Source organism: Paraburkholderia sp. RAU6.4a, assembly GCF_050435625.1.
GTDB lineage: Bacteria > Pseudomonadota > Gammaproteobacteria > Burkholderiales > Burkholderiaceae > Paraburkholderia > Paraburkholderia tuberum.
The window spans coordinates 63715-86482 of record NZ_JBNDKQ010000001.1 but is presented as its reverse complement, the minus strand read 5'-3'; the positions used below and the strand labels follow the sequence as shown (position 1 = coordinate 86482).

Annotated in this window: 24 protein-coding genes and 1 pseudogene; 18 read left to right on the top strand and 7 right to left on the bottom strand. The window is 64.2% G+C overall.

Annotated features, from left to right (window positions below; genetic code table 11):
• The first annotated feature begins 383 nt into the window (after positions 1-383).
• The 4 genes and pseudogenes from OKW40_RS00415 to OKW40_RS00400 form a co-directional block, all read left to right on the top strand.
• Entirely contained in the window at positions 384-1673 is a 1290-nt protein-coding gene (locus tag OKW40_RS00415) for an MFS transporter (protein WP_429487602.1), read from the top strand.
• A gap of 48 nt (positions 1674-1721) precedes the next feature.
• Positions 1722-3269: a UxaA family hydrolase gene (locus tag OKW40_RS00410; protein ID WP_429487600.1), complete on the top strand. Its 1548-nt coding sequence runs from the start codon at positions 1722-1724 to the stop codon at positions 3267-3269.
• Positions 3270-3408: 139 nt separating this feature from the next.
• A complete protein-coding gene (locus tag OKW40_RS00405; RefSeq protein WP_429487598.1) occupies positions 3409-4827 on the top strand; it encodes an FAD-binding oxidoreductase in 1419 nt (472 codons plus the stop codon).
• Between the two features lie 22 nt (positions 4828-4849).
• A pseudogene (locus OKW40_RS00400) lies at positions 4850-5002 on the top strand (RNA polymerase sigma factor); the annotation flags it as partial.
• Positions 5003-5051: 49 nt separating this feature from the next.
• On the opposite strand, the gene OKW40_RS00395 reads toward OKW40_RS00400, so the two are convergent.
• Positions 5052-5426: a DUF3564 domain-containing protein gene (locus OKW40_RS00395; protein WP_090810855.1), complete on the bottom strand. Its 375-nt coding sequence runs from the start codon at positions 5424-5426 to the stop codon at positions 5052-5054.
• A gap of 429 nt (positions 5427-5855) precedes the next feature.
• On the opposite strand from OKW40_RS00395, the gene OKW40_RS00390 reads away from it, so the two are divergent.
• The 3 genes from OKW40_RS00390 to OKW40_RS00380 all read left to right on the top strand — a co-directional run bounded on the left by OKW40_RS00390 (position 5856) and on the right by OKW40_RS00380 (position 8526).
• The gene (locus tag OKW40_RS00390; RefSeq protein WP_429354319.1) at positions 5856-6845 is read left to right on the top strand and encodes a zinc-dependent alcohol dehydrogenase family protein; all 990 of its coding nucleotides are present in this window, start codon (positions 5856-5858) and stop codon (positions 6843-6845) included.
• Between the two features lie 158 nt (positions 6846-7003).
• Positions 7004-8005: a universal stress protein gene (locus OKW40_RS00385; protein ID WP_429354320.1), complete on the top strand. Its 1002-nt coding sequence runs from the start codon at positions 7004-7006 to the stop codon at positions 8003-8005.
• A gap of 50 nt (positions 8006-8055) precedes the next feature.
• Positions 8056-8526: a universal stress protein gene (locus OKW40_RS00380; protein WP_429487596.1), complete on the top strand. Its 471-nt coding sequence runs from the start codon at positions 8056-8058 to the stop codon at positions 8524-8526.
• Positions 8527-8559: 33 nt separating this feature from the next.
• On the opposite strand, the gene OKW40_RS00375 is transcribed toward OKW40_RS00380, so the two are convergent.
• Complete coding sequence (locus OKW40_RS00375; RefSeq protein ID WP_429487594.1) at positions 8560-8889, bottom strand: ATP-binding protein; 330 nt, start codon at positions 8887-8889, stop codon at positions 8560-8562.
• Between the two features lie 229 nt (positions 8890-9118).
• Here OKW40_RS00375 and OKW40_RS00370 point away from each other — a divergent pair, with 229 nt between their 5' ends.
• Both OKW40_RS00370 and OKW40_RS00365 read left to right on the top strand, forming a co-directional pair.
• Positions 9119-9325 carry an AbrB/MazE/SpoVT family DNA-binding domain-containing protein gene (locus OKW40_RS00370; RefSeq protein ID WP_429488452.1) on the top strand — a complete coding sequence of 69 codons (207 nt, stop codon included), beginning with the start codon at positions 9119-9121 and terminating at the stop codon, positions 9323-9325.
• Positions 9326-9528: 203 nt separating this feature from the next.
• Positions 9529-9990, top strand: a complete 462-nt coding sequence (locus tag OKW40_RS00365; RefSeq protein WP_184044907.1) for a universal stress protein — start codon at positions 9529-9531, stop codon at positions 9988-9990.
• Between the two features lie 68 nt (positions 9991-10058).
• Here OKW40_RS00365 and OKW40_RS00360 read toward each other — a convergent pair whose 3' ends face one another.
• Positions 10059-10562, bottom strand: a complete 504-nt coding sequence (locus OKW40_RS00360; RefSeq protein ID WP_429487593.1) for a universal stress protein — start codon at positions 10560-10562, stop codon at positions 10059-10061.
• 23 nt (positions 10563-10585) lie between these two features.
• Positions 10586-11425: a universal stress protein gene (locus tag OKW40_RS00355; RefSeq protein ID WP_429487592.1), complete on the bottom strand. Its 840-nt coding sequence runs from the start codon at positions 11423-11425 to the stop codon at positions 10586-10588.
• 204 nt (positions 11426-11629) lie between these two features.
• On the opposite strand from OKW40_RS00355, the gene OKW40_RS00350 reads away from it, so the two are divergent.
• From OKW40_RS00350 to OKW40_RS00340, 3 genes are all read left to right on the top strand, one after another.
• Positions 11630-11977, top strand: a complete 348-nt coding sequence (locus tag OKW40_RS00350; protein ID WP_429487590.1) for a polyketide synthase — start codon at positions 11630-11632, stop codon at positions 11975-11977.
• Between the two features lie 65 nt (positions 11978-12042).
• Positions 12043-12789: an acetoacetyl-CoA reductase gene (phbB, locus tag OKW40_RS00345; protein ID WP_187613367.1), complete on the top strand. Its 747-nt coding sequence runs from the start codon at positions 12043-12045 to the stop codon at positions 12787-12789.
• Positions 12790-12926: 137 nt separating this feature from the next.
• Positions 12927-13241, top strand: a complete 315-nt coding sequence (locus OKW40_RS00340) for a hypothetical protein (RefSeq protein ID WP_184023903.1) — start codon at positions 12927-12929, stop codon at positions 13239-13241.
• A 69-nt stretch (positions 13242-13310) separates the two neighbouring features.
• Here the strand turns inward: OKW40_RS00340 and phaZ are convergent, their stop codons facing one another.
• Positions 13311-14609, bottom strand: coding sequence for a polyhydroxyalkanoate depolymerase (phaZ, locus tag OKW40_RS00335; RefSeq protein ID WP_429487588.1), 1299 nt, complete (start codon positions 14607-14609; stop codon positions 13311-13313).
• A 349-nt stretch (positions 14610-14958) separates the two neighbouring features.
• On the opposite strand from phaZ, the gene OKW40_RS00330 reads away from it, so the two are divergent.
• The gene (locus OKW40_RS00330) at positions 14959-15198 is read left to right on the top strand and encodes a hypothetical protein (RefSeq protein ID WP_429354327.1); all 240 of its coding nucleotides are present in this window, start codon (positions 14959-14961) and stop codon (positions 15196-15198) included.
• Between the two features lie 35 nt (positions 15199-15233).
• Here OKW40_RS00330 and OKW40_RS00325 read toward each other — a convergent pair whose 3' ends face one another.
• Complete coding sequence (locus OKW40_RS00325; protein WP_184067860.1) at positions 15234-15740, bottom strand: PRC-barrel domain-containing protein; 507 nt, start codon at positions 15738-15740, stop codon at positions 15234-15236.
• A 177-nt stretch (positions 15741-15917) separates the two neighbouring features.
• On the opposite strand from OKW40_RS00325, the gene OKW40_RS00320 reads away from it, so the two are divergent.
• Complete coding sequence (locus OKW40_RS00320; RefSeq protein WP_429487586.1) at positions 15918-16337, top strand: hypothetical protein; 420 nt, start codon at positions 15918-15920, stop codon at positions 16335-16337.
• Positions 16338-16357: 20 nt separating this feature from the next.
• On the opposite strand, the gene OKW40_RS00315 is transcribed toward OKW40_RS00320, so the two are convergent.
• Positions 16358-16672, bottom strand: a complete 315-nt coding sequence (locus OKW40_RS00315) for a flavin reductase (protein ID WP_429487584.1) — start codon at positions 16670-16672, stop codon at positions 16358-16360.
• A gap of 551 nt (positions 16673-17223) precedes the next feature.
• Here OKW40_RS00315 and OKW40_RS00310 point away from each other — a divergent pair.
• From OKW40_RS00310 to OKW40_RS00295, 4 genes are all read left to right on the top strand, one after another.
• Positions 17224-18963, top strand: coding sequence for a methyl-accepting chemotaxis protein (locus tag OKW40_RS00310; protein ID WP_429487583.1), 1740 nt, complete (start codon positions 17224-17226; stop codon positions 18961-18963).
• A 274-nt stretch (positions 18964-19237) separates the two neighbouring features.
• Positions 19238-21118, top strand: coding sequence for a thiamine pyrophosphate-binding protein (locus tag OKW40_RS00305; RefSeq protein WP_429487581.1), 1881 nt, complete (start codon positions 19238-19240; stop codon positions 21116-21118).
• A gap of 248 nt (positions 21119-21366) precedes the next feature.
• The gene (pstS, locus tag OKW40_RS00300) at positions 21367-22401 is read left to right on the top strand and encodes a phosphate ABC transporter substrate-binding protein PstS (RefSeq protein ID WP_184067872.1); all 1035 of its coding nucleotides are present in this window, start codon (positions 21367-21369) and stop codon (positions 22399-22401) included.
• Positions 22402-22539: 138 nt separating this feature from the next.
• A complete protein-coding gene (locus tag OKW40_RS00295) occupies positions 22540-22761 on the top strand; it encodes a DUF3562 domain-containing protein (protein ID WP_184023913.1) in 222 nt (73 codons plus the stop codon).
• Positions 22762-22768: the final 7 nt, after the last annotated feature.

The window sequence follows — 22768 nt, the reverse complement described above, 5'->3', positions numbered from 1 at the left end:
GTGCGAATTGGCTTGACCAGTATCGCACGCGCCGTTATTTTTGCGAATTGGTAAGGCCGGATTGACGCCACGGAGACGCCAGCTGTGCAGCCCTGCTGGTCGCTCCGCATCCCGATACCCGATCAATTTCTCCATGACGATGAAGACAGTCATTTGCGAACAACCCGGCCAGCTCGCGCTCGCCGAACGCGCGATGCCGGCGGTTCCTCGATCATCGCCTCGCCGACATCGCGCGCAATCACGAGCAAAAGAAAGAGCGGCGTTTCAAGCCGGTGATCGTCTGTAGCACACCCCAGCAGCACACCCCGGCAGCACACCGGCGGCCACGAGGCCGCATGGTTCATCCAAATAGAGTAGATGCCAGCCCAGGAGGAGACGGTTTCATGAAGAAGAAGATGCGTTGGGTAGTGATTTTTTTGTGCTTTCTCGCGATCGCGGTGAACTACATCGATCGTGCGAATCTCGCGGTCGCCGCGCCGCAAATCGAAAAGGCGCTCGGCATCGGCCCCGCCGAGATGGGCTTCATCCTGAGCGGATTCTTCTGGACCTACGCGTTGATGCAGATGCCGTTCGGCTGGTTCGTCGATCGTGTCGGCGCGCGCATCGCGTTGCCGCTCGCGGTCGGGTGGTGGTCGGTGTTTACCGCGGCCACCGCGGTCACGACCAGCGTCGCGGGCATGTTCGGCTGCCGCCTGTTGCTCGGCGTCGGCGAGGCGGGCGCGTATCCGTCCTGCGCGAAGCTCGTCAGCCAATGGTTCGAGCCCAAGGAGCGCGCGATCGCGACCAGCATCTTCGATAGCGGCTCGCGGGTCGGCTCCGCGCTGTCGATTCCCGTGGTCGCGCTGATCATCGGCACGCTCGGCTGGAAGGCTGCTTTTGTCCTCACCGGCTTGCTCGGCGCGGTGTGGATCGTCGGCTGGTTCGTGATTTATCGGAATCCCGTGCAGGACGCGATGGAGAGCGCGCGCAACGCTGCGCCGGCGGCTCAAGCGAGAGGCGGGCAGGACAACGTGACCTGGGCATCGCTGTTTCGCCATCGCACGCTGTGGGGCATGATGCTCGGCTTCTTCTGCCTGAACTTCGTGATCTACTTCTTCATTACGTGGTTTCCGAGCTATCTCGTGCAGACGCGCGGCTTCTCGCTGAAATCGCTCGGCACGCTCGGCATGATTCCGGCGCTGATCGCGATTCCGGGCGGCTGGCTCGGCGGCTATGTGTCCGACGCGCTGTTCCGGCGCGGCTGGAGCCTGACGGCTGCGCGCAAGACGTGCATGGTCGGCGGCATGCTGGTGTCGTCGGTGATCACGCTGTCGGCGTTCACGGAGAACACCTATCTGATGCTCGCGTTCTTCGGTATCGCCTATGGCAGCCTCGCGTTCGCCGCGGCGAGCATCTGGTCGCTGCCCTGCGACGTCGCGCCGACACCGCGCCATGTCGCGTCGATCGGCGGCATCCAGAACTTTGCGTCGAATCTGGCGGGGATCGTGATCACGACGTTCACCGGCGTGATGGTCGCGATGACGAAGGGCTCGTTCACGATCCCGCTCGTCGTCGCGGGCGGCTTCTGCTTTCTCGGTGCGTTCAGCTATCTTTTCATCGTCGGACGCATCGAGCCGCTGTCGCTGGAATCGGAAAGCCGCGATCTGCCGAAGGGCGCGCGCTCCACGATCTGACGTATTCTGTGTCAACGCATACGGATAACCCTGTTTTCGAGGCTTTTCATGTCGACTCAAGCTAGCGTCACGTCCGCGATCATCCGCCTGCATCCCGGCGACGACGTCATCATCGCGACCCGGCAGTTGCTGCCGGGCACGCGCATCGAGGCGGAACAACTGGTTGTCGCCGGACTGATTCCACCGGGGCACAAGATCGCGACGCGCAACATCGCGCAAGGCGAGCCGGTCAAGCGCTACAACCAGATCATCGGCGTCGCGCGTGAGGCGATCGCGCGCGGCCAGCATGTTCACACGCACAATCTCGGCATGTCGGAGTTCGCGCGCGAGCACGCGTTCGGCGTCGATGCGCAGCCGACCGTCTACGTCGACGAACCCGCGCATTTCATGGGCATTCGCCGCGACGACGGCCGCATCGCGACGCGCAATTACATCGGCATTCTGACCAGTGTGAACTGCTCGGCGACGGTCGCGCGCGCGATTGCCGATCATTTCCGGCGCGACGTGCGTCTCGACGCGCTCGCCGACTATCCGAACGTCGACGGCGTGATCGCCTTGACGCACGGGCTCGGCTGCGGCATCGATATGCAAGGCGAGGGCATTGCGATCCTGCGTCGCACGCTGGCCGGTTACGCGGTGCATCCGAACTTCGCGTCGGTGCTGTTCGTCGGGCTAGGCTGCGAGACGAATCAGATCGACGGTGTGCTCGCCGCGGGCGGTCTCGACGCCAGCACGACGAAGCTGCGCAGCTTCACGATCCAGGACAGCGGCGGTACGCGCAAAACGATCGAACTCGGTATCGCGATGGTGCGCGAGATGCTCGCCGACGCGAACCGCGTGCAGCGCGTGCCGGTGCCGGCTTCGCATCTATGCGTCGGTCTGCAGTGCGGCGGTTCGGACGGCTACTCTGGCATCTCCGCGAATCCGGCGCTCGGCGCCGCGGTCGATCGGCTCGTGCGGCACGGCGGCACCGCGATCCTGTCGGAGACGCCGGAAATCTACGGCGCCGAGCATCTGCTGACGCGGCGTGCGGTGAGCGCCGCGGTCGGCGACAAGCTGCTCGCGCGCATTGCATGGTGGCAGGACTATTGCGCGCGCAATGGCGGCGCGATGGACAACAACCCATCGGCGGGCAACAAGGTGGGCGGCCTGACGACGATCCTCGAAAAATCGCTCGGCGCGGTCGCGAAGGGCGGCACGACGAATCTGGTCGACGTCTACGAATACGCGCAGCCGATCGCCGCGAAGGGCTTCGTATTCATGGATTCGCCCGGCTACGATCCGGTGTCGGCGACGGGACAGGTCGCCTCGGGCGCGAACCTGATCTGCTTCACGACCGGGCGCGGCTCCGCCTATGGCTGCGCGCCGTCGCCGTCGTTGAAGCTGGCGACCAACACCGCGTTGTGGGAGCGCCAGCAGGACGACATCGATATCAATTGCGGCGGTGTGGTCGACGGCAGCGCGAGCATCGACGAACTCGGCGAAGCGATCTTTCGCATGATGCTCGACTGCGCGTCCGGCACGCGCACGAAGAGCGAGCTGCACGGCTATGGGCAAAGCGAGTTCGTGCCGTGGCAGGTCGGCGTGGTGACCTGAGCGGGTGCATTGCAGCGACACAGCCGAAAAGCCGAATGGATCACGCATTGGAAGATGCAATTGGAACGCCGCCTTTATTCAGGCCGCGACGTGCAGCGCGCGCAGCGGCTCTGCCCGTCTGACGAACTGGAGATATCCGATGCAGCACGAACCGATCTCCGCGACCCGCGGTAACGAAGCCGTCGCCGCGCTGCGCGCGGCGCTCGGCGCGGACATCGTGAGCCTGCCGGCCGAATTTGGCGGGCGGCAGTTCGCGGACTGGAGCGGCACGCCATCGACCGATCCGATCGCGCTGATCCGCCCGCGCACGACCGAAGAGGTCGCCACCGCGCTCAGAATCTGCCATCAATTCCGGCAGCCGGTCGTCACGCAAGGCGGCATGACCGGGCACGCGGGCGGTGCCTGCGTGCTTGGCGGGGAGGTCGCGCTGAGCGTCGAGCGGATGAACGGCGTCATCGACATCGATCCGGTCAGCGCGACGATGACCGTGTTCGCGGGCACACCGCTGCAGGTCGTGCAGGAAGCGGCCGATCACGCCGGCTTCATGTTCGCGCTCGACCTCGGCGCGCGCGGCAGTTGCACGATCGGCGGCAACATCGCGACCAATGCGGGCGGCAATCGCGTGATCCGCTACGGGATGATGCGCGACCAGGTGCTCGACGTCGAAGCGGTGCTCGCCGACGGCAGCGTGATCGGCGGCGAGCGCAAGATGATCAAGAACAATACCGGCTACGACCTGCGCAACCTGCTGACGGGCAGCGAGGGCACGCTCGCGGTCATCACGCGCGCGGTGCTGCGCCTGCGGGCCAAGCCGCGCGCGATCTCGACCGCATGGTGCGGCATGCCGGACTACGCGGCGGTGACCACGCTGCTCGGCCGCGCGCAGGAGCGGCTGCCGGCCGGCGTGTCCGCGTTCGAGGTCATGTGGCCGAGCTATTGCGACTTCGTGCGGCAACGCCTGCCCGAACTGCGCGTGCCGCTCGCGAGCGATCACGCCTACTACGTATTGCTCGAGACTTGCGGCGCGGACCCGGAACGGCAGTCGGCGGCTTTCGAGGAATTCCTCGCCGACATGTTGAACGCCGGCGTGATCGCCGACGCCGCAATCGCGCAATCGGACGCGGACGCCGCGGCGTTCTGGGCGATTCGCGACGCGCCAGCCGAATATCCGCGCCTGATCCCGGGACGCATCTCGTTCGACATCAGCTTCGCGGTCGCGCAGGCGGGCGACGCGGCGCAGCGTTGCGACGAGCGGTTGCGCGCGCGCTGGCCGCAAGCGACGATCCTCGTCTATGGGCATCTCGGCGACGGCAATCTGCACGTGGTGGTGCAAGAACCCGGCTGGACCGACGAGGCCATCGACGACGTCAAGCGCGTCGTCTATGAACTGACGGGGGAAATGCGCGGCTCGGTATCGGCCGAGCATGGGATCGGCGAGGAGAAGCTGGGCGTGCTCGGCCTGTCACGCTCGCCGGCCGAACTCGCCGCGATGAAGGCGATCAAGCTCGCGCTCGATCCGCACAATCTCCTGAACCCTGGCAAGGTGATCGCGATGTAGTGTGCGCGGCGCGAATCTGCGTGTGCGGCCACGGCGCTTTCAGCCGCTCGGGAACGCGCGCAGCATGTTGCGCGAGTCGCTTGCTCAGGCACTCGATCTCGCGGAGCGCGACGTGTTCGAATTCGGCGGGGCGCAGTGCGATCGCATCGTTGCGAGCGTACTCACGAAAATATCCGGCGGCGCGTCATGGCATCGGCGACGCGGTACGCCGGAGCTGTACCGATTCAGGCGTCTTCGCCGGTTGCGAATACGCCGTTTTCCGGTGCCGTCCGTTCGACGTCGATGCATTGCACGCGCCAGTGGCCGCTCGCGAGGATGCGGCCGTGCTCGGCGCACCACTGCACGCGGCCGACCTCGCCTTCGAACGGCCCGTCGAGCTGATTCAGATCGAGCCCCTCGAGCACGCAGACCGGCGCGGAGCTATGCGGCGCGCACACGAGCGTATTGCCGCAATCCATATGCAACGCGCCCCATTCGGGCAACTCGAGCCCGAAATGACCTTCGCGCGACCATTGCCGCGTGTCCTTGTCGAGCCAGAGAATGGCGAAGGCCATCGGGTTGACACGATCGAACGTGTCGAGATGAACAGTCAAACGCATGACATGTCTCCGCAATGTACACGACTGATTCGCATTGCCGGCGCCATCGCGCGTCGGCAGCGGGCTCGCTGCGTGCGCATCGAGTCCTTATTGGCTAAGTACCCATTGCACGAGCGTGTGCGCGTCCTGCGCCGATAACGGCCCACCGCGCTCGGCTCGGGCTCGCCATAGGCAACGCCGGCCGTCATCGCGGACGCCGAGCACACGAGCAGACAGTTTCGGATTCGCAATCACGGCACGTACTCCTGTATCAGGAATAAGATCAGTGTACGGGCGGCGAAACCGCCCTTATTGACTTCGATCAAACGGTCTACGGGGCGGGCCGATCGCGCGACACAATGGCGCGCCTACGCTGATGAGAACGGCGCGCGCCTCGCTGTCTGCCATGACGGCAGCTTGTCGCCGCCGAAGCTTCTGGAGGAGAACCCGATGCGAGCGATGGTGTTCGACGGCAGCTCGGCGACGCTGACCGAGCGGGAAGTGCCTGATCCGCGGCCCGGTGCCGGGGAGATCCTGATCGACGTTCATGCGTGCGGCGTGTGCCGCACGGACCTGCATCTGGTCGACCGCGAGCTCGAGCATCCAAAGCGGCCGGTGATTCCCGGCCACGAAATCGTCGGCGTGGTGGCCGAATTGGGCGCGGGCGTCAGCGGTTTCACGGTGGGCGAGCGGGTCGGCGTGCCGTGGGTCGGGCGCACCTGCGGCCACTGCCGCTACTGTCTGTCCGCCCGCGAAAATCTCTGCGACGACGCTGGCTTCACCGGCTACACGATCGACGGCGGCTACGCCGAGCGCACGGTCGCCGATAGCCGCTACTGCTTCCATCTGCCGCCGCACTACAGCAATATCGAGGCCGCGCCGCTGCTGTGCGCGGGTCTGATCGGCTATCGCACGTTGAGCATGGCGGGCGATGCCGAACGGATCGGCATCTACGGTTTCGGCGCGGCCGCGCATCTCGTCGCGCAGGTGGCGCGTCACCAGCAGCGCACCGTCTATGCGTTCACGCGTCCCGGCGACCACGCGGCCCAGCAACTCGCGCTGCGCCTCGGCGCGGCATGGGCCGGCGGCAGCAACGAGGCGCCGCCCGGCGAACTCGACGCCGCGCTGCTGTTCGCGCCGGTCGGCGCACTGGTGCCGCTGGCGTTGCAGGCGGTCGCGAAAGGCGGCGTGGTGGTGTGCGGCGGCATTCATATGAGCGACATTCCGTCGTTCCCGTACGCGTTTCTGTGGGGCGAGCGGCGGGTGGTGTCGGTCGCGAATCTGACCCGCGACGATGGGCTTCAGTTCATGCGCAGCGCCGCCGAGACGCAGCTCGCGATCGAGACGACGACTTACGCGTTGCGCGACGCGAACCGCGCGCTCGACGATCTGCGCAACGGCAACCTGACCGGCGCGGCCGTGCTCGCGGTCCGCCCGTGATCCGCTAGCGAGCCGTTGGCGCTTGATACAGATCAAGCCGCGCGCCGCGTCGGCGTTCATCATGTAAGCGCGAACCGTTGGCGTCCCCGTCACGGGCCGAGGTGTGAAGCGACGCGGTCGGCGCGCCGCCTCGCGGTGCGACGATCCGAGGAGAGCCGATGAACACTGCTGCCGGGCGCAACACCTTCCACCGCGTGATGATCGCGTCCGCGGGCGGCAGCGGACTGCCGCTCGGCACGGGCGTCGCCCGGCAGTTGGTCGCGGCGGATGCGCGCTTTCGTCTCGTCGATATCGTTTGCAATCCTGCCGCGCTTTATCCGACGCTGATGCTCAGCTATCCGGACTGGTGCGAGGCGCATCGCGCGATGCTGCACGGCGCGCAGGCCGCGCTGCGCGACGCGGTGATCGCGTTGCACGGCGTCGTCGCGGCGACCGACGCCGAGATCGTCGATCTCACCGCGCTGCATCAGGGCGCGGCCGAAGCGCTCGCCCACACGGCGACGCAATGGGACGCGGATCTGGTCGCGGTGGCCGCGCATCCGCGTGAACATCGCTGGGACAGCCGTATCGATCCCGAGGAACTGGTCGCGTCGATCGGGCGTCCGGTGCTGTACATGCCGGCGAGGTCGACCGACGCGAGCGATGCCTCGGCGGTGAGCCGCGTGCTGGTCGCGATCGATGGCAGCGACACCGCGCTCGACGCGCTGCGCACCGCGCTCGCGGTAGCGCCGCCCGACGCGCGCATCAAGGTCGTCTACGCGGCCGACGACCGCTTCGCGTGGTGCGAATGGCTGCCGTTCGAAGTCGTGTCGCAGCATCGAATCGATGTCTTGCGGCGCGGCGCGGCGATGCTCGAACAAAGCCGGCGCGCGGCCGAAACCGCGTTGCTCGAGTTCGACGATGATTCCGGCGATGCGTCGAGCGCGATTCTCGACGAAGCGCAACGCTGGCACGCGGACCTGATCGTGATGGGTTCGCACGGCATGCGCGGCGCGCCGCACCCGTTGCCGGGGCACGTGACGTCGCGCACGCTGCGCGACGCGGCGTGTCCCGTGCTCGTGTGTCCGCGCGGCGCGTCGTCACTGCGGGCGGACGACGTGCCGCACGGCGAGTGGCGGGAGCCGTATCCGGGCAGTCCGGGCGGGCCCTTTTATCTGTAGCGGGAGCGCGCCACGCGCGTTGACAAATCCAACCTCAGTGGAGAATCGGCATGTACCAACATATCCTCGTCGCGCTAGACGGCAGTACTTTCTCGAAACGCGCGCTGAAAGAAGCGGTGAATCTCGCCGCGTTGACGAAGGGCGTCGTGCATCCGGTTTATGTGGTCGACAAGACGCCGCTCTTTTCCTATGCCGGCTATTACGACCCGCTCACGCTCGTCGAAGCCTTGCGCCAGGACGGCCAATTGGTGCTGGAGGAGGCCGAACAGGCCTGCGCTGCCGCCGATGTGCCTTGCCGCCCTGAAATGATCGAGTCGGAGAGCCTGTCCGACGACGTCGCCGCGATCGTGCTGCGCCACGGCGAGCAGATCGGTGCCGATCTGCTTGTGCTAGGCACGCATGGGCGACGCGGCGTGCGGCGCCTCGTGATCGGCAGCGTGGCGGAGCGGGTGCTGCGTTTCTCGACCTGTCCGGTGCTGCTCATGCGCGAGCCAAGCACCGAGGATGCGCCCGCAGAGTAACCCGCGACAGCGGGGCGCGGCAGCGCGTGAACATTACGCGAGCGCGTCGGCCGGTATCTGGATCGAGATCCCGAAGCCATGGCCCGGCGAGCTGGTGAACGACACGTTGCCGCGCAACTGCCGCACGCGTTCGCGAATGCCGAGCAAACCGAATGAATCTGTTCCCTGCGACCGATCCAGCGCGACACCCACGCCGTCATCCTCGATATCGAGCGATACGATCGGGCCCGCGCAGGTCATGTCGATGCGTACGCGGCTGGCCTTGGCGTGCCGCGCGACGTTCGTCAACGCCTCCTGAACGATGCGAAACAGCGCCGTCGCCGCGAATTCGCCGCACACCGGCTCGGCCGGTTCGAGGTGCACGCTCGAGCGCACTCCTGCTCATCGTAGACCGTGCTGGCACACGATAGACGATAACGTCTGGACGCTGCCTTCCGAGGCTGCTCGGCGTTTCCAGCCTGTCTGCTGTTAAAAACCTCATCGGCGCGCGGCCATTTCGTCCTTGCCTTTTTCTTCTCCTTACCTCAATGCTAGGAGCATCGGAGGTGCCACTATGGCAGCAGCAACTATCACTTCGAAGGGCTAGGTCACGATCCCGGTGGACGTGCGCAACCAGCTTGGCCTGGAGGCGGGAGACCGGCTCGGATTCAGCTTCAACGAGGCGACGGGCCGCTATGAGGTCTATCCGGCCACGCAATCGCTTGCGTCGCTCAAGGGCATCGTGAAGAAGCCCGCGAAACCGGTGTCGATCGAGGACATGAACCGGGCCATCGCCGAGCAGGGGGCATTGGCGCGATGATCGGACTGGATACGAACGTTCCGGTCCGCTACTTCGCCCAGAACGACGCCGTGCGGTCGAAGAAGGCGACGGCGCTGATGGAGTCCCTGTCGCGGCCCATTGACCTGCGTCAAGCCGCGCGGCGGCGCGCGCTTCACACTGTCGGCGCGGACACGCGACGGCACCGCTTCGGTTCATGCCGGCGCTTTCACAGGGAGTCCAACATGTATGCACGAATTCTGGTTGCGCTCGACGACAGTCCCAGCGCGCAGCGCGCCTTTGCCGAGGCGCTGAAGCTCGCGAAGCTGACGGGCGCCACACTCGAAGCCTGCTGCGTGGTAGGGCACGGCAAGTGGTCGGACAATGCCGATGTGGCTTTCGAGCCGGAACCGGCGGCCGCGGCGCAAGAATTCGCCAGCCGCGCGCTCGATGCGCCGCGCGAGCTGATGCGCGAGGCGCAGGTGCCCGGCGGCGTGCGGGTGATCGACGCGTACGCCGAAAGCGTGTCCGCGGTGCTCGCGCGCGTCGCCGACGAAATCGAAGCCGATCTGATCGTGATGGGAACGCACGGCCGCCACGGCGTGCAGCGCTTTCTGCTCGGCAGCGTCGCCGAGTCGCTCGTGCGTGCGACCGACAAGCCGGTGCTGATCGTGCGGCATGACGAACACGGGCACGCGCGGCCCTGAAGCGCCGCGTCGCGGAGCCGTGGCGCGATCGCGTCGGAGCGGCCGCGCAGCAGGCCGGTTTTCGCGGCTCAGGTGAGTTCGTTTTCGGCGCAGGCCGGGACTGACTGATCGCGCGTCGCGCCGTTCGCGTGCGCGGGAACCATCAGCACCGGGCAGCTGGCGCCGCGCAGCACGCGCTCGGCGACGCTGCCGAGCATCAGTCGTTGAACACCACGGCGGCCGTGCGTGCCCATCACGATCGCGTCGGCGTGCCATTCGAGCGCCGCCTCGACGATGCGATGCGCGACGTCTTCGCCGGTGATCGCGGCTTCGACGGTGCGGGCCGTGCCCTTGATCCCGCGCGCGGTCATCCGGCTCTGGGCATCGGCCGCGATCCGCTTGCCTTCCTCGATGAAGGCGTCCTGGATCACGCAGGGGTCGAAGCCGGGCGCGTCGTAGGCGATGACGGGCACGTCGATCACGTACAGCGGCTGCAGCTCGGCGCCCGATTCGGCGGCAAGGGTCAGCGCGGCGTCGAACGCACGGGAGGCGGTGTCGCTGCCGTCGAGCGCGACGAGTAGGCGGTGAAACATGGCGGACTCCTTAAGCGCGCACTTCAGTGCGACAACAGCACCGGCACGGTCATCGACTCGAGCATCGTGCGCGTCGCGCCGCCCAGTACGACTTCGTGCAGACGCGAATGCGCGTAAGCGCCCATCACGATCATGTCGCAGCCGAGGTCGGCCGCCTGCGACAGCAGCGCTTCGCCGACCGGCGTGCCGTCCGCGACGCTCAGTTCGCGCACGTCGATCTTGACGCCGTGACGCGCGACGGTGAGTGCGATGTCGTCGCCCGGAACCGTGTCGCGCGGCGGACGATCCCCCGACGAATGAACCGTCAGCAGCGTCACTTTGGACGCGTGCGCGAGGAACGGCAGCGCGTCGTGGATCGCGCGGGTGGCTTCGCGGCTGCCGTCCCACGCGATCAGCACGTGGCGGCCGGGCGCCGCGAAGGTGCCGCCCGACGGCACCAGCAGCACCGGCCGCCCGGCCGACAGCACGACGTGCTCGACGAACTGTTCGGCGACGAACGCCTCGGGATCGGTCGGATCGGTCTGCCCGAGCACGATCAGATCGGCGAGACGCGCATAGGCCGGCACGACGTCGTTCGCGTAGCCGTTCGCGGCGATCCAATGACCGTCGACGTTCGCGCGCGCGAGTTCGGCACGAAACAGCCGCTCGAGCGCGCTGGCACGCTCGTGCCGCAGGCGCTCGTGCTCCGCGTAGTAGTCGGCGGTGCCGGCCATCACGAAGAACGCGTGCCGCGGTGGCACGTACGTCGAAAACAGGCCGGTCAGCGTCGCATGAAAGCGGTGTGCGAGCTGCAATGCGATTTCGAGGCGCGGATGTGCACGAACGCTCGTATCGAGGTGAACGAGAATGCTTTTGTAGCTCATCGCCAAAGCTCCGTGACAGAAACGTGGGGAAACGGGCGCAAGCAGGCTCGAGCCCGTCGTCAAATGGAGTCTATGAGCCCGGCGGCCGCGGCTGTTGATGCAGATCAAGCGCGGGCCGCCGCGCGCTCAATACAGTGGTAGGCGCGCTCGACGGTTTGCAAGCGCGCCTGGCAATCCTATGCTGTGCTCTGGAGGGCAGCGATCATGGTTTCCGAATCCGATGCGCCGCCCGGGCGCCCCGCTTCACCATGGACCTCGACGGCATCCGGACCGCCCGAAGGCTGGCTCGACTACGCGGCGGCGTATCAGACCGCACAGGGCGCGGCCCACGGGTACGCCGAGCGGTGCTTCGCCGACTGGAGCAAGTCGATCGCTTTCGTCGCGCAGCGCGAGGCGGACTGGTTCGGCGAGGCCAACCGCGCTTGCGCCGCCTGGTATGCGTGGTGGCAGGCGGGGTACGGCATCGCGCCAGGCGTCGCGCCGCTCGCGGGCGGCCTGAGCGCATGGTGGTGGAGCTCGCAGAACGCGCTGCCGTTCGCGGGCGTCGTTTAGCCGCGCGAGCGCGGCAAGGCCGGCGCGCGCACCGTCAATGGCAGACACGGCAAGGAGGAGTTCAGATGGGAACGGATCGCGTGGCATTGGTCACAGGCGGGATGGGCGGTTTGGGCACGGCGGTCAGCCGGGCGCTTCATGACGCGGGCATGACGGTCGCGGTGACGCACTCGACGCACAACGATCACGTGTCGACATGGCTGCAGCACGAGCGCGACACGGGGCGCGACTTTCACGCGTACGAAGCCGACATCGCCGACTTCGATTCATGCGCGCGCTGCGCGCAACGCGTGCTGACCGAACTGGGCGCGGTAGACGTGCTGATCAACAACGCGGGCATCACGCACGACACGAGCTTCGCGAAGATGAGCAAGGAGCACTGGGACGCCGTGCTGCGCACCGATCTCGATGGCCTGTTCAACATGAGCAAGCCGCTGTTGCCCGGCATGCTCGAGCGGCGCCACGGCCGCATCGTCAACGTGGGGTCGGTCAACGGTTCGCGCGGCGCCTACGGGCAAACCAATTACTCAGCGGCCAAAGCGGGCGTGCACGGCTTCACGAAGGCACTTGCGCTCGAAACCGCGAAGCACGGCGTCACGGTGAACACGGTGTCGCCCGGTTATCTCGCGACCGCGATGGTCGAAGCGGTGCCGCGCGAGATCCTCGACACGAAGATCCTGCCGCAGATTCCGCTCGGCCGGCTGGGACGTCCGGACGAGGTGGCGGCGTTGATCGCGTTTCTATGCTCAGAGGAGGCGGCTTTTATCACCGGTGCGGACATTGCGATTAACGGGGGTATGCATATGCAGTGAGGGTGCTCGCCTTCACCGCGCTTGACCCACGTCAATGACCGTCTTTCTGGCAAGAACAGGATAAGCCCCATAGCAGGCGCCTGGACCCTGAGTCTGCGCGGAACAGGTTCGATCGATACTCGCAAGGGGAGGCGAAGATGGGCATCGACATGCAGATCGTCTACCTTGGCTTTGCGGGTGCCGCTCCGCTCGAAGCGGAAGCAGGTGCGCAACTGGTGCGTCTCGCGCGGTTTGGCGCGCTCGTGTCGCACTGCCATCTCGCCATCGAGGCGTTGCGTCCGGGATCGGCGCATCCGCTGTATGACGTGAGGCTGGATCTGGTCACGCCCGCGCACGAGCTCAAGCCCGTCGCGCACTGCACTGACGACGACGCCAAAGCGGCGATCCGTCGCGCGTTCGATGTGGCGGAAATGACCCTCGAAACAGCGATCGGCACCGAGCGTGGGAACTGACGAACTTGCGTCGTGACGTGACGCTCGGCGTTCGTCAGATGCGGACTGCCGACGTTTTCCCCGGCCACCTCACGCCGATTTGCGGTTTGCCGAACCCCTGGCCGCGCGGCGCGGCCGGCAAACCTTCAACGCGGCGTGCTCGACATCGCGCCAGAATTCGCAGAGCCCCGGATGAACCGCATCGCGCCAACGCGGCCCGATGAAGAGGTCGTAGTGATTGCACTGCTCGATGGTGAGCTGCCGCGCGGCGCGCATCGGCGATGCATCGCACAGCGCATGCGCGCAATGCGTTTGCCCCGCGCCCGTGATCTCGTCGCTGTCACCCTCGATCGAGCACAGCGGGGTATCGCGCAGCGCGGCGATTCGTACCCGGCGCCCGGCGACCGACCACAGATCGCGCGGCAACAGATGTTCGTGAAACACCACACGAAGCATGTCGAAGAAGTAGCACTCCGCCATGTCGAGCACCGCGGCATATTCGTTTGCCGAGCGCAGCGCCCGCTGCGCACCGGGCATGTCGCCGGCGAGCCATCGGGACCAGTAATCCGCTTCGAGTCGCAACTGCCGCTCCGGATGCGCGGCAAAAATCGCGGTCTGCTGGATGAAGCCCGGATACACGAGACGCCCCGCGCCGCAATAGGGCGGTGGAACGATATCGATCGCATGGTCGTGAAACCACTCGAGCGAATGGGAACTGGCGAAGCGGTCGGTGATGGTCGGGTTCAAACGGGTATCGATCGGGCCGCCGAGTAGCGAGAGGCTCGCGATCGGCGCCGCCTCGTCCATGGCGAGCAGCGCCGCGGCGCCGAGCGCAGGCACGCTCGCCTGACAGATCGCGATCACATGAACCGGCGAACCGAACGCGCGGGCGGCGCCGACGAAGCTTTCGAGCGCCTGCACGTAGTCGTCGAGCGATAGCGGGCCCGCTTCGCGCGGCACGTCGCGCGCGTCGGCCCAATCGGTCACGAACACGTCACGTTCCTCGAGCAGCGTTTCGACGGTCTCGCGCAGCATGACTGAGTGATGTCCGGCGAGGGGCGCGCACAACAGCACCGGCAGTTTGGCGTCGGTAGGGGGTGTAGAGGGGTTGCGCTTGAACCTGAGCAGCGCGCCGAGCGGCAAGGAGGCGACGACGCTTTCGTCGACGGTAACGCGGCTACCGTTGCCGGCAACGGAGTGGATCGCGAATGTCGGCGTTCGTTCGAAAGCGCAGGCGGATCTCAGCAGCCAGTAGCTGAACGCGTCGGCCGCCTGTTCCGGGCCGAGCCAGGCCGCTTGCGGGCGCGGCCCCGACTCCGGTTCGGACAGAACTCCCCCGACCATCGCGCGCGCGAGGCGTTGCTGTGCATCGATGAAGGCGTACCACATGATGAACCCCGACGTTCGTCGATCATGAGGGCAGCGTTGCCGCACCGGCACGAACTCGTGACGCGGATACCGTCGCAAAGCTTACCGCGAAACGTCGGGGCGAGGGGCGCGAAATCGGTGCGCGGGGCGCGCCAAGCACGCCGCGTGCAAGAGGCATTGCGCGTTTTCCCGGCAGGGTTTTCACGCGATGGCGGGCGTCTGAAACGGAGCTGAAAGTATCGGGGAAAGTGAACGACATCGAGCGTGACTCATGGTTCGTGTTGACGGTTGACGTGGATCAACGAGAGAGGCGTTGCGGGCCATTACGCTGACGATGGCAGTCGCTCGCGACAACCCCGAGGAGCATCCGATGGCCATATCAGCAAACGCGCAGGAAGGAACCTGGTCCGTGAGCGTCGAGACGCGGGAGGCGCAGGAAGGCGGGTTTCTGTCGACGATCCATGTCAAACATGTGTCGCCCGAGGGTGACTTCGAACGCACCTTTCATCAGTCGCAGGTGTTCGCCGTGGAAAGAGAAGCGGTACTCGAAGGCTTGCGCGAAGGCATGACGTGGATCGCGCTGAAGACGACGCGGACTATCGGGGCGTAACAGCGCACCGTGCTCGAGCGTCGCGATGAGTGTCTTCAGATTCCGCTCGTCGGATCGACACGTGTCGCGGGATCGCTTTCGACGACGCTGCGCGTCGCTTCCCAGTACGGTTCGCGATGATAGAACTGATGGACCGACGTCCCCCATGCGCGATCGGCCATCGCCGGCCAATGGTCCTTGTCGAAGCCCGGCGAGCTTTTCACCTGCTCGGCCGTGGCGTCCAGCTGGAAGCACTTGCGGTCCGTGTCGAGCGTCAGCGAACGCCACGGGATCGCGTGCAAGGTCCCGCCGATGCCGAGAAAAGCGCCCTCCGTCAGCACCGCATACGCGATGCGGCCGCTGCGCACGTCGAGCATGATGTCGGAGATTTTGCCGAGGTCCTGGCCATCGGAAGAGATCACCTTGTTGCCGTCGAGCGTCGCGGCGGCCATGACCTCGGGTCCGGGACCGTCGCCGACGCCGGCGCCGGCGATACGTGCGCCGGCGCTGGGCTGTACGGGAGTCGCGGAGGCGTTCGGGTCGAGAGGATCGAGCGGGTTCATGTCGAAACTCCTGATTTCCACGGAATACCTGCCGTTCGCAAGACCCGTACCCGAGACCGGATTCGAAGACTAGAATAAAAACACGCCGTGTCGAGACGGCTGCGCTGCGCCCGGATAGGGGGAGCGATCATGCGTTGTGGAATCGTTGGTCTATGCACTGGCGTGGCGGGCGTATGTGTGTTGTCTGGCTGCGTCTATTACGGTCCTTACTCGTACTATCCGGGAGCCGGTGGCTATTACGCCTGCACCAGCGCCACTGCCACTGGCCCCGCGCAAGCATCGTCTGGCAACGCGCCTGTGCCGGCGAGCGGTACGGCGGCCGCGAATCCGGCGCCAAACGACTTGCCGTTGTCGGGACAGAATTGCACGTACGTCGCGGTACCTGCGCCTGCTTATTACGGCTATCCCGGGTATTACGGTTATCCGGGCTATTACGGTTATCCCGGCTATTACGGCTATCCCTATGGCTATTCATGGCCGGGCTACTACGGATGGTGGGGACCGTCAGTGGTGATCGGAGGCTACTGGGGCGGTGGCTATGGCCATGGCGGCTATTACGGCCACTGGCACGGAGGACATGGCGGGCACTGGCATTGAGCAGCCAGCACGCCAGCCAACTACGAAAACGTCTCCGGATAAAGATCCTCGCTCATGTCGAGATTGCCAGTCTGCGCGTAGATCAGCGGGTCGCCGTCCGCGCCGGCTAGCGCGCCATCGACGACGCGCCCAACTATCAGCCGATGATCTCCCGCCTCGATGTCGCCGGTCACCCGGCAGTCGAAATGCGCGAGCGCATCGAGCAGCAGCGGCGCGCCGGTCACGTCGGTACGCCAGCTTGCGGTGAACGCATTGCGGCGCTCGCCGTCCGCTACGCCGATCACATACACACCCGCAGTCAAATGCCGGAAAAGCTGCGCGATCCAATTGCTCATAGGGCCTCCTGGATAAAATTTCGGCGCGTGTTGCATGCCTGTGCGGCTGCTCCGGAAGATGCAAAACTTAAATATTGAATCGATATAAACATATCGAAATAGAATGAATCTCAGCGCGGTTGTTCGTCGCTAATGCGCTCTTCGGTCCAGACCCGCGCAAGCAGACGTGACGCGGTGCACGCCTGTGGGACGAATTCAGGCTATCACCGGGCTATGCAAACGATAAATATTATATTTAGCTAAAGACATAGAGCGTGCATGTTCGGGGCGACCAAAAGCTTTGCACCAAGCGAGTGCGGCCGGCACGAGTGCGTGCACCGATTGGCACTTTCATCGGCTCAAAATAGAGCACTCCTGTTTCTCTTATAGGGACGTAAAAAAATCTTCGCGATAATCCCGCTATTCACCTGAAGAATGAGAGCGTATTGCCGATAACCAGTTATGTCCGGTACTGCGTTTCGCGTCGGTATGGCCTTGTGTTATAGCGCGCGCCAAAGCGGTGATGTACCTGCTTATCCGTTCGGGTTCTTACATTCTCAACAAAGCGAACTATGAATTTCGGCAATATGAAACTCGGCGCCAAGCTGATCAGTGCGTTCATCCTGGTTTCGATCATCAGCGCTGTTGTCAGCGGGATCGGCCTGCACAACATGGCGGAGATCAGTGCGAACGCAGACAAGACGTATCGGCAGGACCTTGTCGGGCTCAACCTGATACAGCAGGCTAACGCCGACGTACTGCGAGTCGGCACCTATCTGCGCAACGCGGTTCTGGCCACGACGGCCGCACAGCGCGCTGGCTCGCTCGATCAAGCTGACAAGGCCTTTGCCTCGTCACGCGAGCACCTCAATCAGGCGGAGCCGCTCGTCTATACCGACAAAGGCAAGGCTACGTTCGCCGACCTCGATCAAGGTTGGCAGGACTACATCCAGGCCTTCAATGAAATGAAAGGCAAGATCAACGCGGCGGCGTTAGGGGACCGGGACAGCCTGACCGAATACATGCTGGGCGAGTACCACCACAAAGGCTTCAAGACCCTCGTGCTGATGGGCAATCTGGTTGCCCTGAAACAGGCCGACGCGCAACGGACAGCTGAAGCCAACGATGCCGTGTACGAGGAAGGTCGAACTTTGATGCTGGTCTTCGTGGCGATGTCCGTGTCGATCGGCGTGGGAATCGGCATATGGATGATGCGTAGCGTAACGCGGCAACTGGGTACGGAGCCGGCGACGGCTGCTGCTGTGGCCAGAAGCGTGGCGGCCGGCGACCTGAACATCAGTATCGCCCTGCGGCCCGGCGACACGAACAGCCTGATGGCGTCGCTCAAAGCCATGTGCGACGCCCTGGTGCGGGTCGTATCAGAGGTGCGCGAGAACGCCGAAGGTGTCGCGACTGCGAGTGCGCAGATCGCACAAGGCAATCTGGATCTGTCGAGTCGCACGGAGCAACAGGCGGCGTCGCTCGAAGAAACGGCTTCCAGCATGGAGGAACTGACTGCGGCGGTCCGCCACAACACGGACAATGCAACCCAGGCTGCCACGCTCGCGGGTACCGCCTCGAGCGTCGCGCAACATGGCGGCGAGATCGTCGGGCGCGTGGTTGAGACAATGCGTGACATCTCCACCAGCTCGGCCACGATGTCCGAGATTATCGGCGTCATCGAAGGCATCGCCTTCCAGACCAACATCCTCGCGCTGAACGCAGCGGTCGAAGCGGCCCGCGCGGGAGAACAGGGGCGGGGCTTCGCTGTCGTTGCGGGTGAAGTCCGCACGCTCGCGCAGCGCAGTGCGACTGCCGCGAAGGAAATCAAGGAGTTGATCTCCGACTCTGTCAGCCGGGTGGAGGCAGGCTCGATGCTCGTCGAAGAAGCGGGCGGTGCGATCAAGGAAATCGTGCAGTCAGTGAAGCGCGTGACCGACATCGTGGGCGAAATCTCGTCGGCATCGAGCGAGCAAAGCACCGGTATCGAACAGGTCAATCAGGCAGTCAACCAGATGGACCAGGTCACACAGCAAAACGCTGCGCTTGTCGAAGAGGCGTCGGCGGCGGCCCAGACAATGGCCCGGCAAGCGGAAAGCCTGCGCAAGACGGTCGCTTTTTTCAAGGTCGATGGCGAGAAGGCTGCTTCATCGCGAGCGACGACGCAAGCGGCAGTACCGCAACGGACGGCCCTGAACCGTGCCCCGTCCTCTGCTGTAACACCGGCAAAGGTTGCGAGGAGACCAGTCCCCTCTTCAGAAGGTCCGCTAGTCGTCGCCGCCGCGACTGAGACGGACTGGCAGAAATTCTGAGCGATTCCGACCGGTTCAGGGTGCTGGATGACGTCGATTCATACCGTCGGCGCGAGCCAGCCCCGCGGGAGTCGAGCGGGCGAAGATCCGCGATACACGTGCGCCGGATGGCTATCAATGCGGCGCGGCGACTGCCTCAGGCACGCAGGCAGCGTGGATGATCAACAGTGCAGCCAGGGCGTGTGATTGTGGACGGAGACACCCGGGCCCGCCGGTCAAGCGGGTTCGAGGAAATAGCGCGATGCGCGACTGCACTCGACGTGCAGCGCCTTGAATGTCGTCTCGCCGTCTCCGCGCACTGGCCATCGCCGATCTCGTCTCGCGCCGCTCCGACATGCAGCGTGACGGGCAGATGCGCAGCGGTGAGATTCGATTAACGGTAACTCGTGAGATCGTAATCAAAACTATGGGATCAAACGCTCCGCTCAATGTCTCGACAATGGTTGTGAACTCGTTGGAGTCCGCCGGAATAGACCACGTGTTCCTGGTCCCGGGAAAACTGATCTATCCGCTGCTGGACGCAATCGACAACTCCCCTTTGATTCGCGGAATCGTAGGCGCTCATGAGACTGGCAGTGCTTTCATGGCCGATGGCTATGCCCGCGCCAGCCGGAAATTCGGCGTTTGCGCAGGGATTTCCGGCCCAGGCACGATGAATTTCGTGCCCGGCATGGCGGCCGCTCACGCAGACCGGATTCCGATGCTCTATATTGCCGGCGGGATCTCGTCGCACGCGGAAGGCAAAGGGGCGTTCCAGGATGCCACGCCCGGAGGCATTTTTGAAAGCGGCGTGGTCAGAAGTCTGGTGACGGATATCGTCGAGCTAAAGAACAAGGAAAATACTCAGGCCGAGATGCGTCGTGCGATCGAAGGGTTGAACTGGATGCGTCGAGCGCAGTCATTCATCAGTATCCCCGTAGACGTTCAAAAGCAGGATGTCCTGCCCGGTCAGGACGTGGCACGGCAACCCTACGCTCACCGCGAATTTAACGCATGCGAAGTGCCCGCGAACCGCGCCGCTCTCGATGCCCTGTGCGATCAGTATCTGTTTCAGTCGAAGAGAGTCGCGTTTCTGGTCGGAAGTCGCGGCAATGATGCGGAAACTGCAAAGCTTCTTCTCGAGGTTGCCGAAGGCTTTCACATTCCAGTCGCAACGACACTATCGGGAAAAGGTGCATTTCCTGAGCAACATGCCCTTGCACTAGGTGTGTACGGATTTTCAAGTCATTCGCGCGCTGCACGGGTGATCAACTCCGACGAACTTGATGTACTAGTCGTGTTCGGTAGCGACCTGAACCAGCGAGACAGCATGAACTGGAGCAGGAGGCTGACAGGGGGGAAGGAGCTATTCATCTTTGATGACAGCTTCGATTCACCGGCGATGGGGCACATTTCGCGTCAAGGAATCTTCTCCGGAATTTCTGCGAGCTTCCGGTTGCTGGCTCAGAAAGCCGCGGACAACCCTCCCGGGCTGCCGCAAGCACTGCAAAGAAGAAAGGGGTGGATTGCCGAGATCAACGAGACCCCCCTGTACGACCACCGGTTCGAGCAGTTAGGAGACCGAGTTTCCAGCGGTGACGAAGCGCTATATCCTGGAGACGTAGTTAAGCACTTGTGCCGGATTCTGCCGAAGGACAGCAACGTCGTGGTGGATTCCGGAGCCCACCGCATCTTCATGGCCCATTACTGGCTGTCGTCAGGTAAGGGCAACTACTTTTCGTCGAGCTCGCTCGCCCCGATGGGCTGGGCCATCGCAGCCGGAATCGGCGTCAAGCTTGCGGCCCCAGAACGCCCGTGTGTCGTGGTGACCGGCGATGGGTGCATGATGATGCACGGCATGGAGATTCAGACCGCGGCTCGATACCGAGTCAAGGTGATCTATGTGGTTCTGAACAACGCCGCACATGGCGCAATCCATATCGACGCTATCAGGAGTGGTTCGATTTCAGAGCAGTTCACGAAATTGCCCTGCCATAGCTGGTCGGCTTTTGCATCATCGATCGGTGTGGCCGCGCGCGCGGTTGAGCGCATCGACGAGCTTGATGGTGTATTGAGTGAAGCTTGTCAATATGACGGCCCCTTTCTGATCGAAGTCATCACCGGAGTTTTTCCCGCGCCGAACCGGTACTATGCAGAAGCCGAAGCCTGTCCGTGAGATTCCATCCTTCAACGCGACAAAGCCAACCGCATTGCTGAACGACGCCGCAATCAGACTGTCTGAACGCCGCGCCGCAGTTGTCAACGAAATGTCATTCGAACCGCCTAAGTTTAGACGTTCGAGCCGATGGCAAGGCTCGACGCGGCGATGGGCACGCCGGGCCTGCGGAATGCGCAAGAGAGGGATCGCGGCGCGTAGCTTGCTGCAACCATTGAACCGGTCAGTCAATCTCGTGGAGGCAAACCATGCTGTTCAAACGAGGAATTGCAGTTCTTGCCGTTGCTCTACCGCTTGCGGCCGCGCAAGCGCAAACCGTCAACATCACCGGCGCGGGCAGCACTTTTGCGGCCCCGATCTATAACAAGTGGGCTGACGCCTACCAAAAGGCGGGAGGCGGCAAGGTCAACTACCAAGGCATCGGTTCAGCGGGCGGCATCAAGCAGATCATCGCGAAGACCGTTGATTTCGCAGGTTCCGATGCGCCGATGAAGGACGACGAACTGGCGAAGACTGGCCTGTTCCAATTCCCGACCGTGGTCGGCGGCGTCGTGCCGGTTGTGAACCTGCCCGGCGTGAAGCCGGGTCAACTCATTCTGTCGGGCGCCGTGCTTGGCGACATCTATCTGAACAAGATCAAGAAATGGAACGATCCGGCGATCGCCGCGCTGAATCCGGGTATGAAGCTGCCAGATACGGACATCGCCGTGGTGCGCCGCGCCGACGGTTCGGGCACGAGCTTCATCTGGACGAACTTTCTGTCGAAGGTGAACCCGGAGTGGAAGTCGAAGATCGGCGAAGGCACGACGGTGAACTGGCCGACCGGTACGGGCGGCAAGGGCAATGACGGCGTTGCCGCGTTCGTGCAACGCCTGCCGGGCGCGGTCGGTTACGTCGAGTGGGCATATGCGAAGCAAAACAACATGATCTACACCAGCCTGAAGAATTCGGCCGGTATCGTGGTTGCGCCGAAGACCGAAACCTTCAAGGCGGCCGCCTCGGGCGCGGACTGGAAGACGACCTTCTACCAGATCCTGACGAACGAGCCCGGCAAGGACGCGTGGCCAGTCGTCGGCGCGACCTTCGTGCTGCTGCATGCGACGCAGGACAAGCCGGCGCAAGGCGCGGCAACGCTGAAGTTCTTCGACTGGGCGTTCAAGAACGGCGGGCAGGCTGCCAGCGATCTCGACTACATTTCGCTGCCGGATTCGGTCGTGTCGGAAATCCGCGCGCAATGGAAGACCAAGGTCAAGGACGCGTCGGGAAAACCGGTGTTTCAGTGAAGGCCTCGATGCCACCCGCCTCAAACAGCTTGTAATCGATCATGGACGAAGTCAATTGACGCAGGTCAATTGACTGACGCATCGAGGCGGGTAACGTGTGTGTGACGGTCCTTTATCACCGCACGCTCGGAGCAAGCCGTGGTCACGCGCAACGTCGAGGATGTCATCAGGCAGATTGCCGCCGCTACCGACACTCCTGAGGAAACGGTCTCGCAGATGTACGCGCAGACGTGGATTGAATACAGCGAAGGTGCACGAATCACGGACTACCTGACGGTGCTGGTCGCTCGTCGTGTGCGGGACGACCTGCGTAGGCGGCAAGTACGGGATTCGCTGGTATCTCTCGGACAAGCTGACTAATATTCTG

Bases quoted from the DNA above. Each gene is read 5' to 3' on its own strand.
- OKW40_RS00415 (WP_429487602.1), top strand. From the start codon at position 384: ATGAAGAAGAAGATGCGTTGGGTAGTGATTTTTTTGTGCTTTCTCGCG.
- OKW40_RS00410 (WP_429487600.1), top strand. From the start codon at position 1,722: ATGTCGACTCAAGCTAGCGTCACGTCCGCGATCATCCGCCTGCATCCC.
- OKW40_RS00405 (WP_429487598.1), top strand. From the start codon at position 3,409: ATGCAGCACGAACCGATCTCCGCGACCCGCGGTAACGAAGCCGTCGCC.
- OKW40_RS00395 (WP_090810855.1), bottom strand. From the start codon at position 5,426: ATGCGTTTGACTGTTCATCTCGACACGTTCGATCGTGTCAACCCGATG.
- OKW40_RS00390 (WP_429354319.1), top strand. From the start codon at position 5,856: ATGCGAGCGATGGTGTTCGACGGCAGCTCGGCGACGCTGACCGAGCGG.
- OKW40_RS00385 (WP_429354320.1), top strand. From the start codon at position 7,004: ATGAACACTGCTGCCGGGCGCAACACCTTCCACCGCGTGATGATCGCG.
- OKW40_RS00380 (WP_429487596.1), top strand. From the start codon at position 8,056: ATGTACCAACATATCCTCGTCGCGCTAGACGGCAGTACTTTCTCGAAA.
- OKW40_RS00365 (WP_184044907.1), top strand. From the start codon at position 9,529: ATGTATGCACGAATTCTGGTTGCGCTCGACGACAGTCCCAGCGCGCAG.
- OKW40_RS00360 (WP_429487593.1), bottom strand. From the start codon at position 10,562: ATGTTTCACCGCCTACTCGTCGCGCTCGACGGCAGCGACACCGCCTCC.
- OKW40_RS00355 (WP_429487592.1), bottom strand. From the start codon at position 11,425: ATGAGCTACAAAAGCATTCTCGTTCACCTCGATACGAGCGTTCGTGCA.
- OKW40_RS00350 (WP_429487590.1), top strand. From the start codon at position 11,630: ATGGTTTCCGAATCCGATGCGCCGCCCGGGCGCCCCGCTTCACCATGG.
- phbB (WP_187613367.1), top strand. From the start codon at position 12,043: ATGGGAACGGATCGCGTGGCATTGGTCACAGGCGGGATGGGCGGTTTG.
- OKW40_RS00340 (WP_184023903.1), top strand. From the start codon at position 12,927: ATGGGCATCGACATGCAGATCGTCTACCTTGGCTTTGCGGGTGCCGCT.
- phaZ (WP_429487588.1), bottom strand. From the start codon at position 14,609: ATGTGGTACGCCTTCATCGATGCACAGCAACGCCTCGCGCGCGCGATG.
- OKW40_RS00330 (WP_429354327.1), top strand. From the start codon at position 14,959: ATGGCCATATCAGCAAACGCGCAGGAAGGAACCTGGTCCGTGAGCGTC.
- OKW40_RS00325 (WP_184067860.1), bottom strand. From the start codon at position 15,740: ATGAACCCGCTCGATCCTCTCGACCCGAACGCCTCCGCGACTCCCGTA.
- OKW40_RS00315 (WP_429487584.1), bottom strand. From the start codon at position 16,672: ATGAGCAATTGGATCGCGCAGCTTTTCCGGCATTTGACTGCGGGTGTG.
- OKW40_RS00310 (WP_429487583.1), top strand. From the start codon at position 17,224: ATGAATTTCGGCAATATGAAACTCGGCGCCAAGCTGATCAGTGCGTTC.
- OKW40_RS00305 (WP_429487581.1), top strand. From the start codon at position 19,238: ATGTCGTCTCGCCGTCTCCGCGCACTGGCCATCGCCGATCTCGTCTCG.
- pstS (WP_184067872.1), top strand. From the start codon at position 21,367: ATGCTGTTCAAACGAGGAATTGCAGTTCTTGCCGTTGCTCTACCGCTT.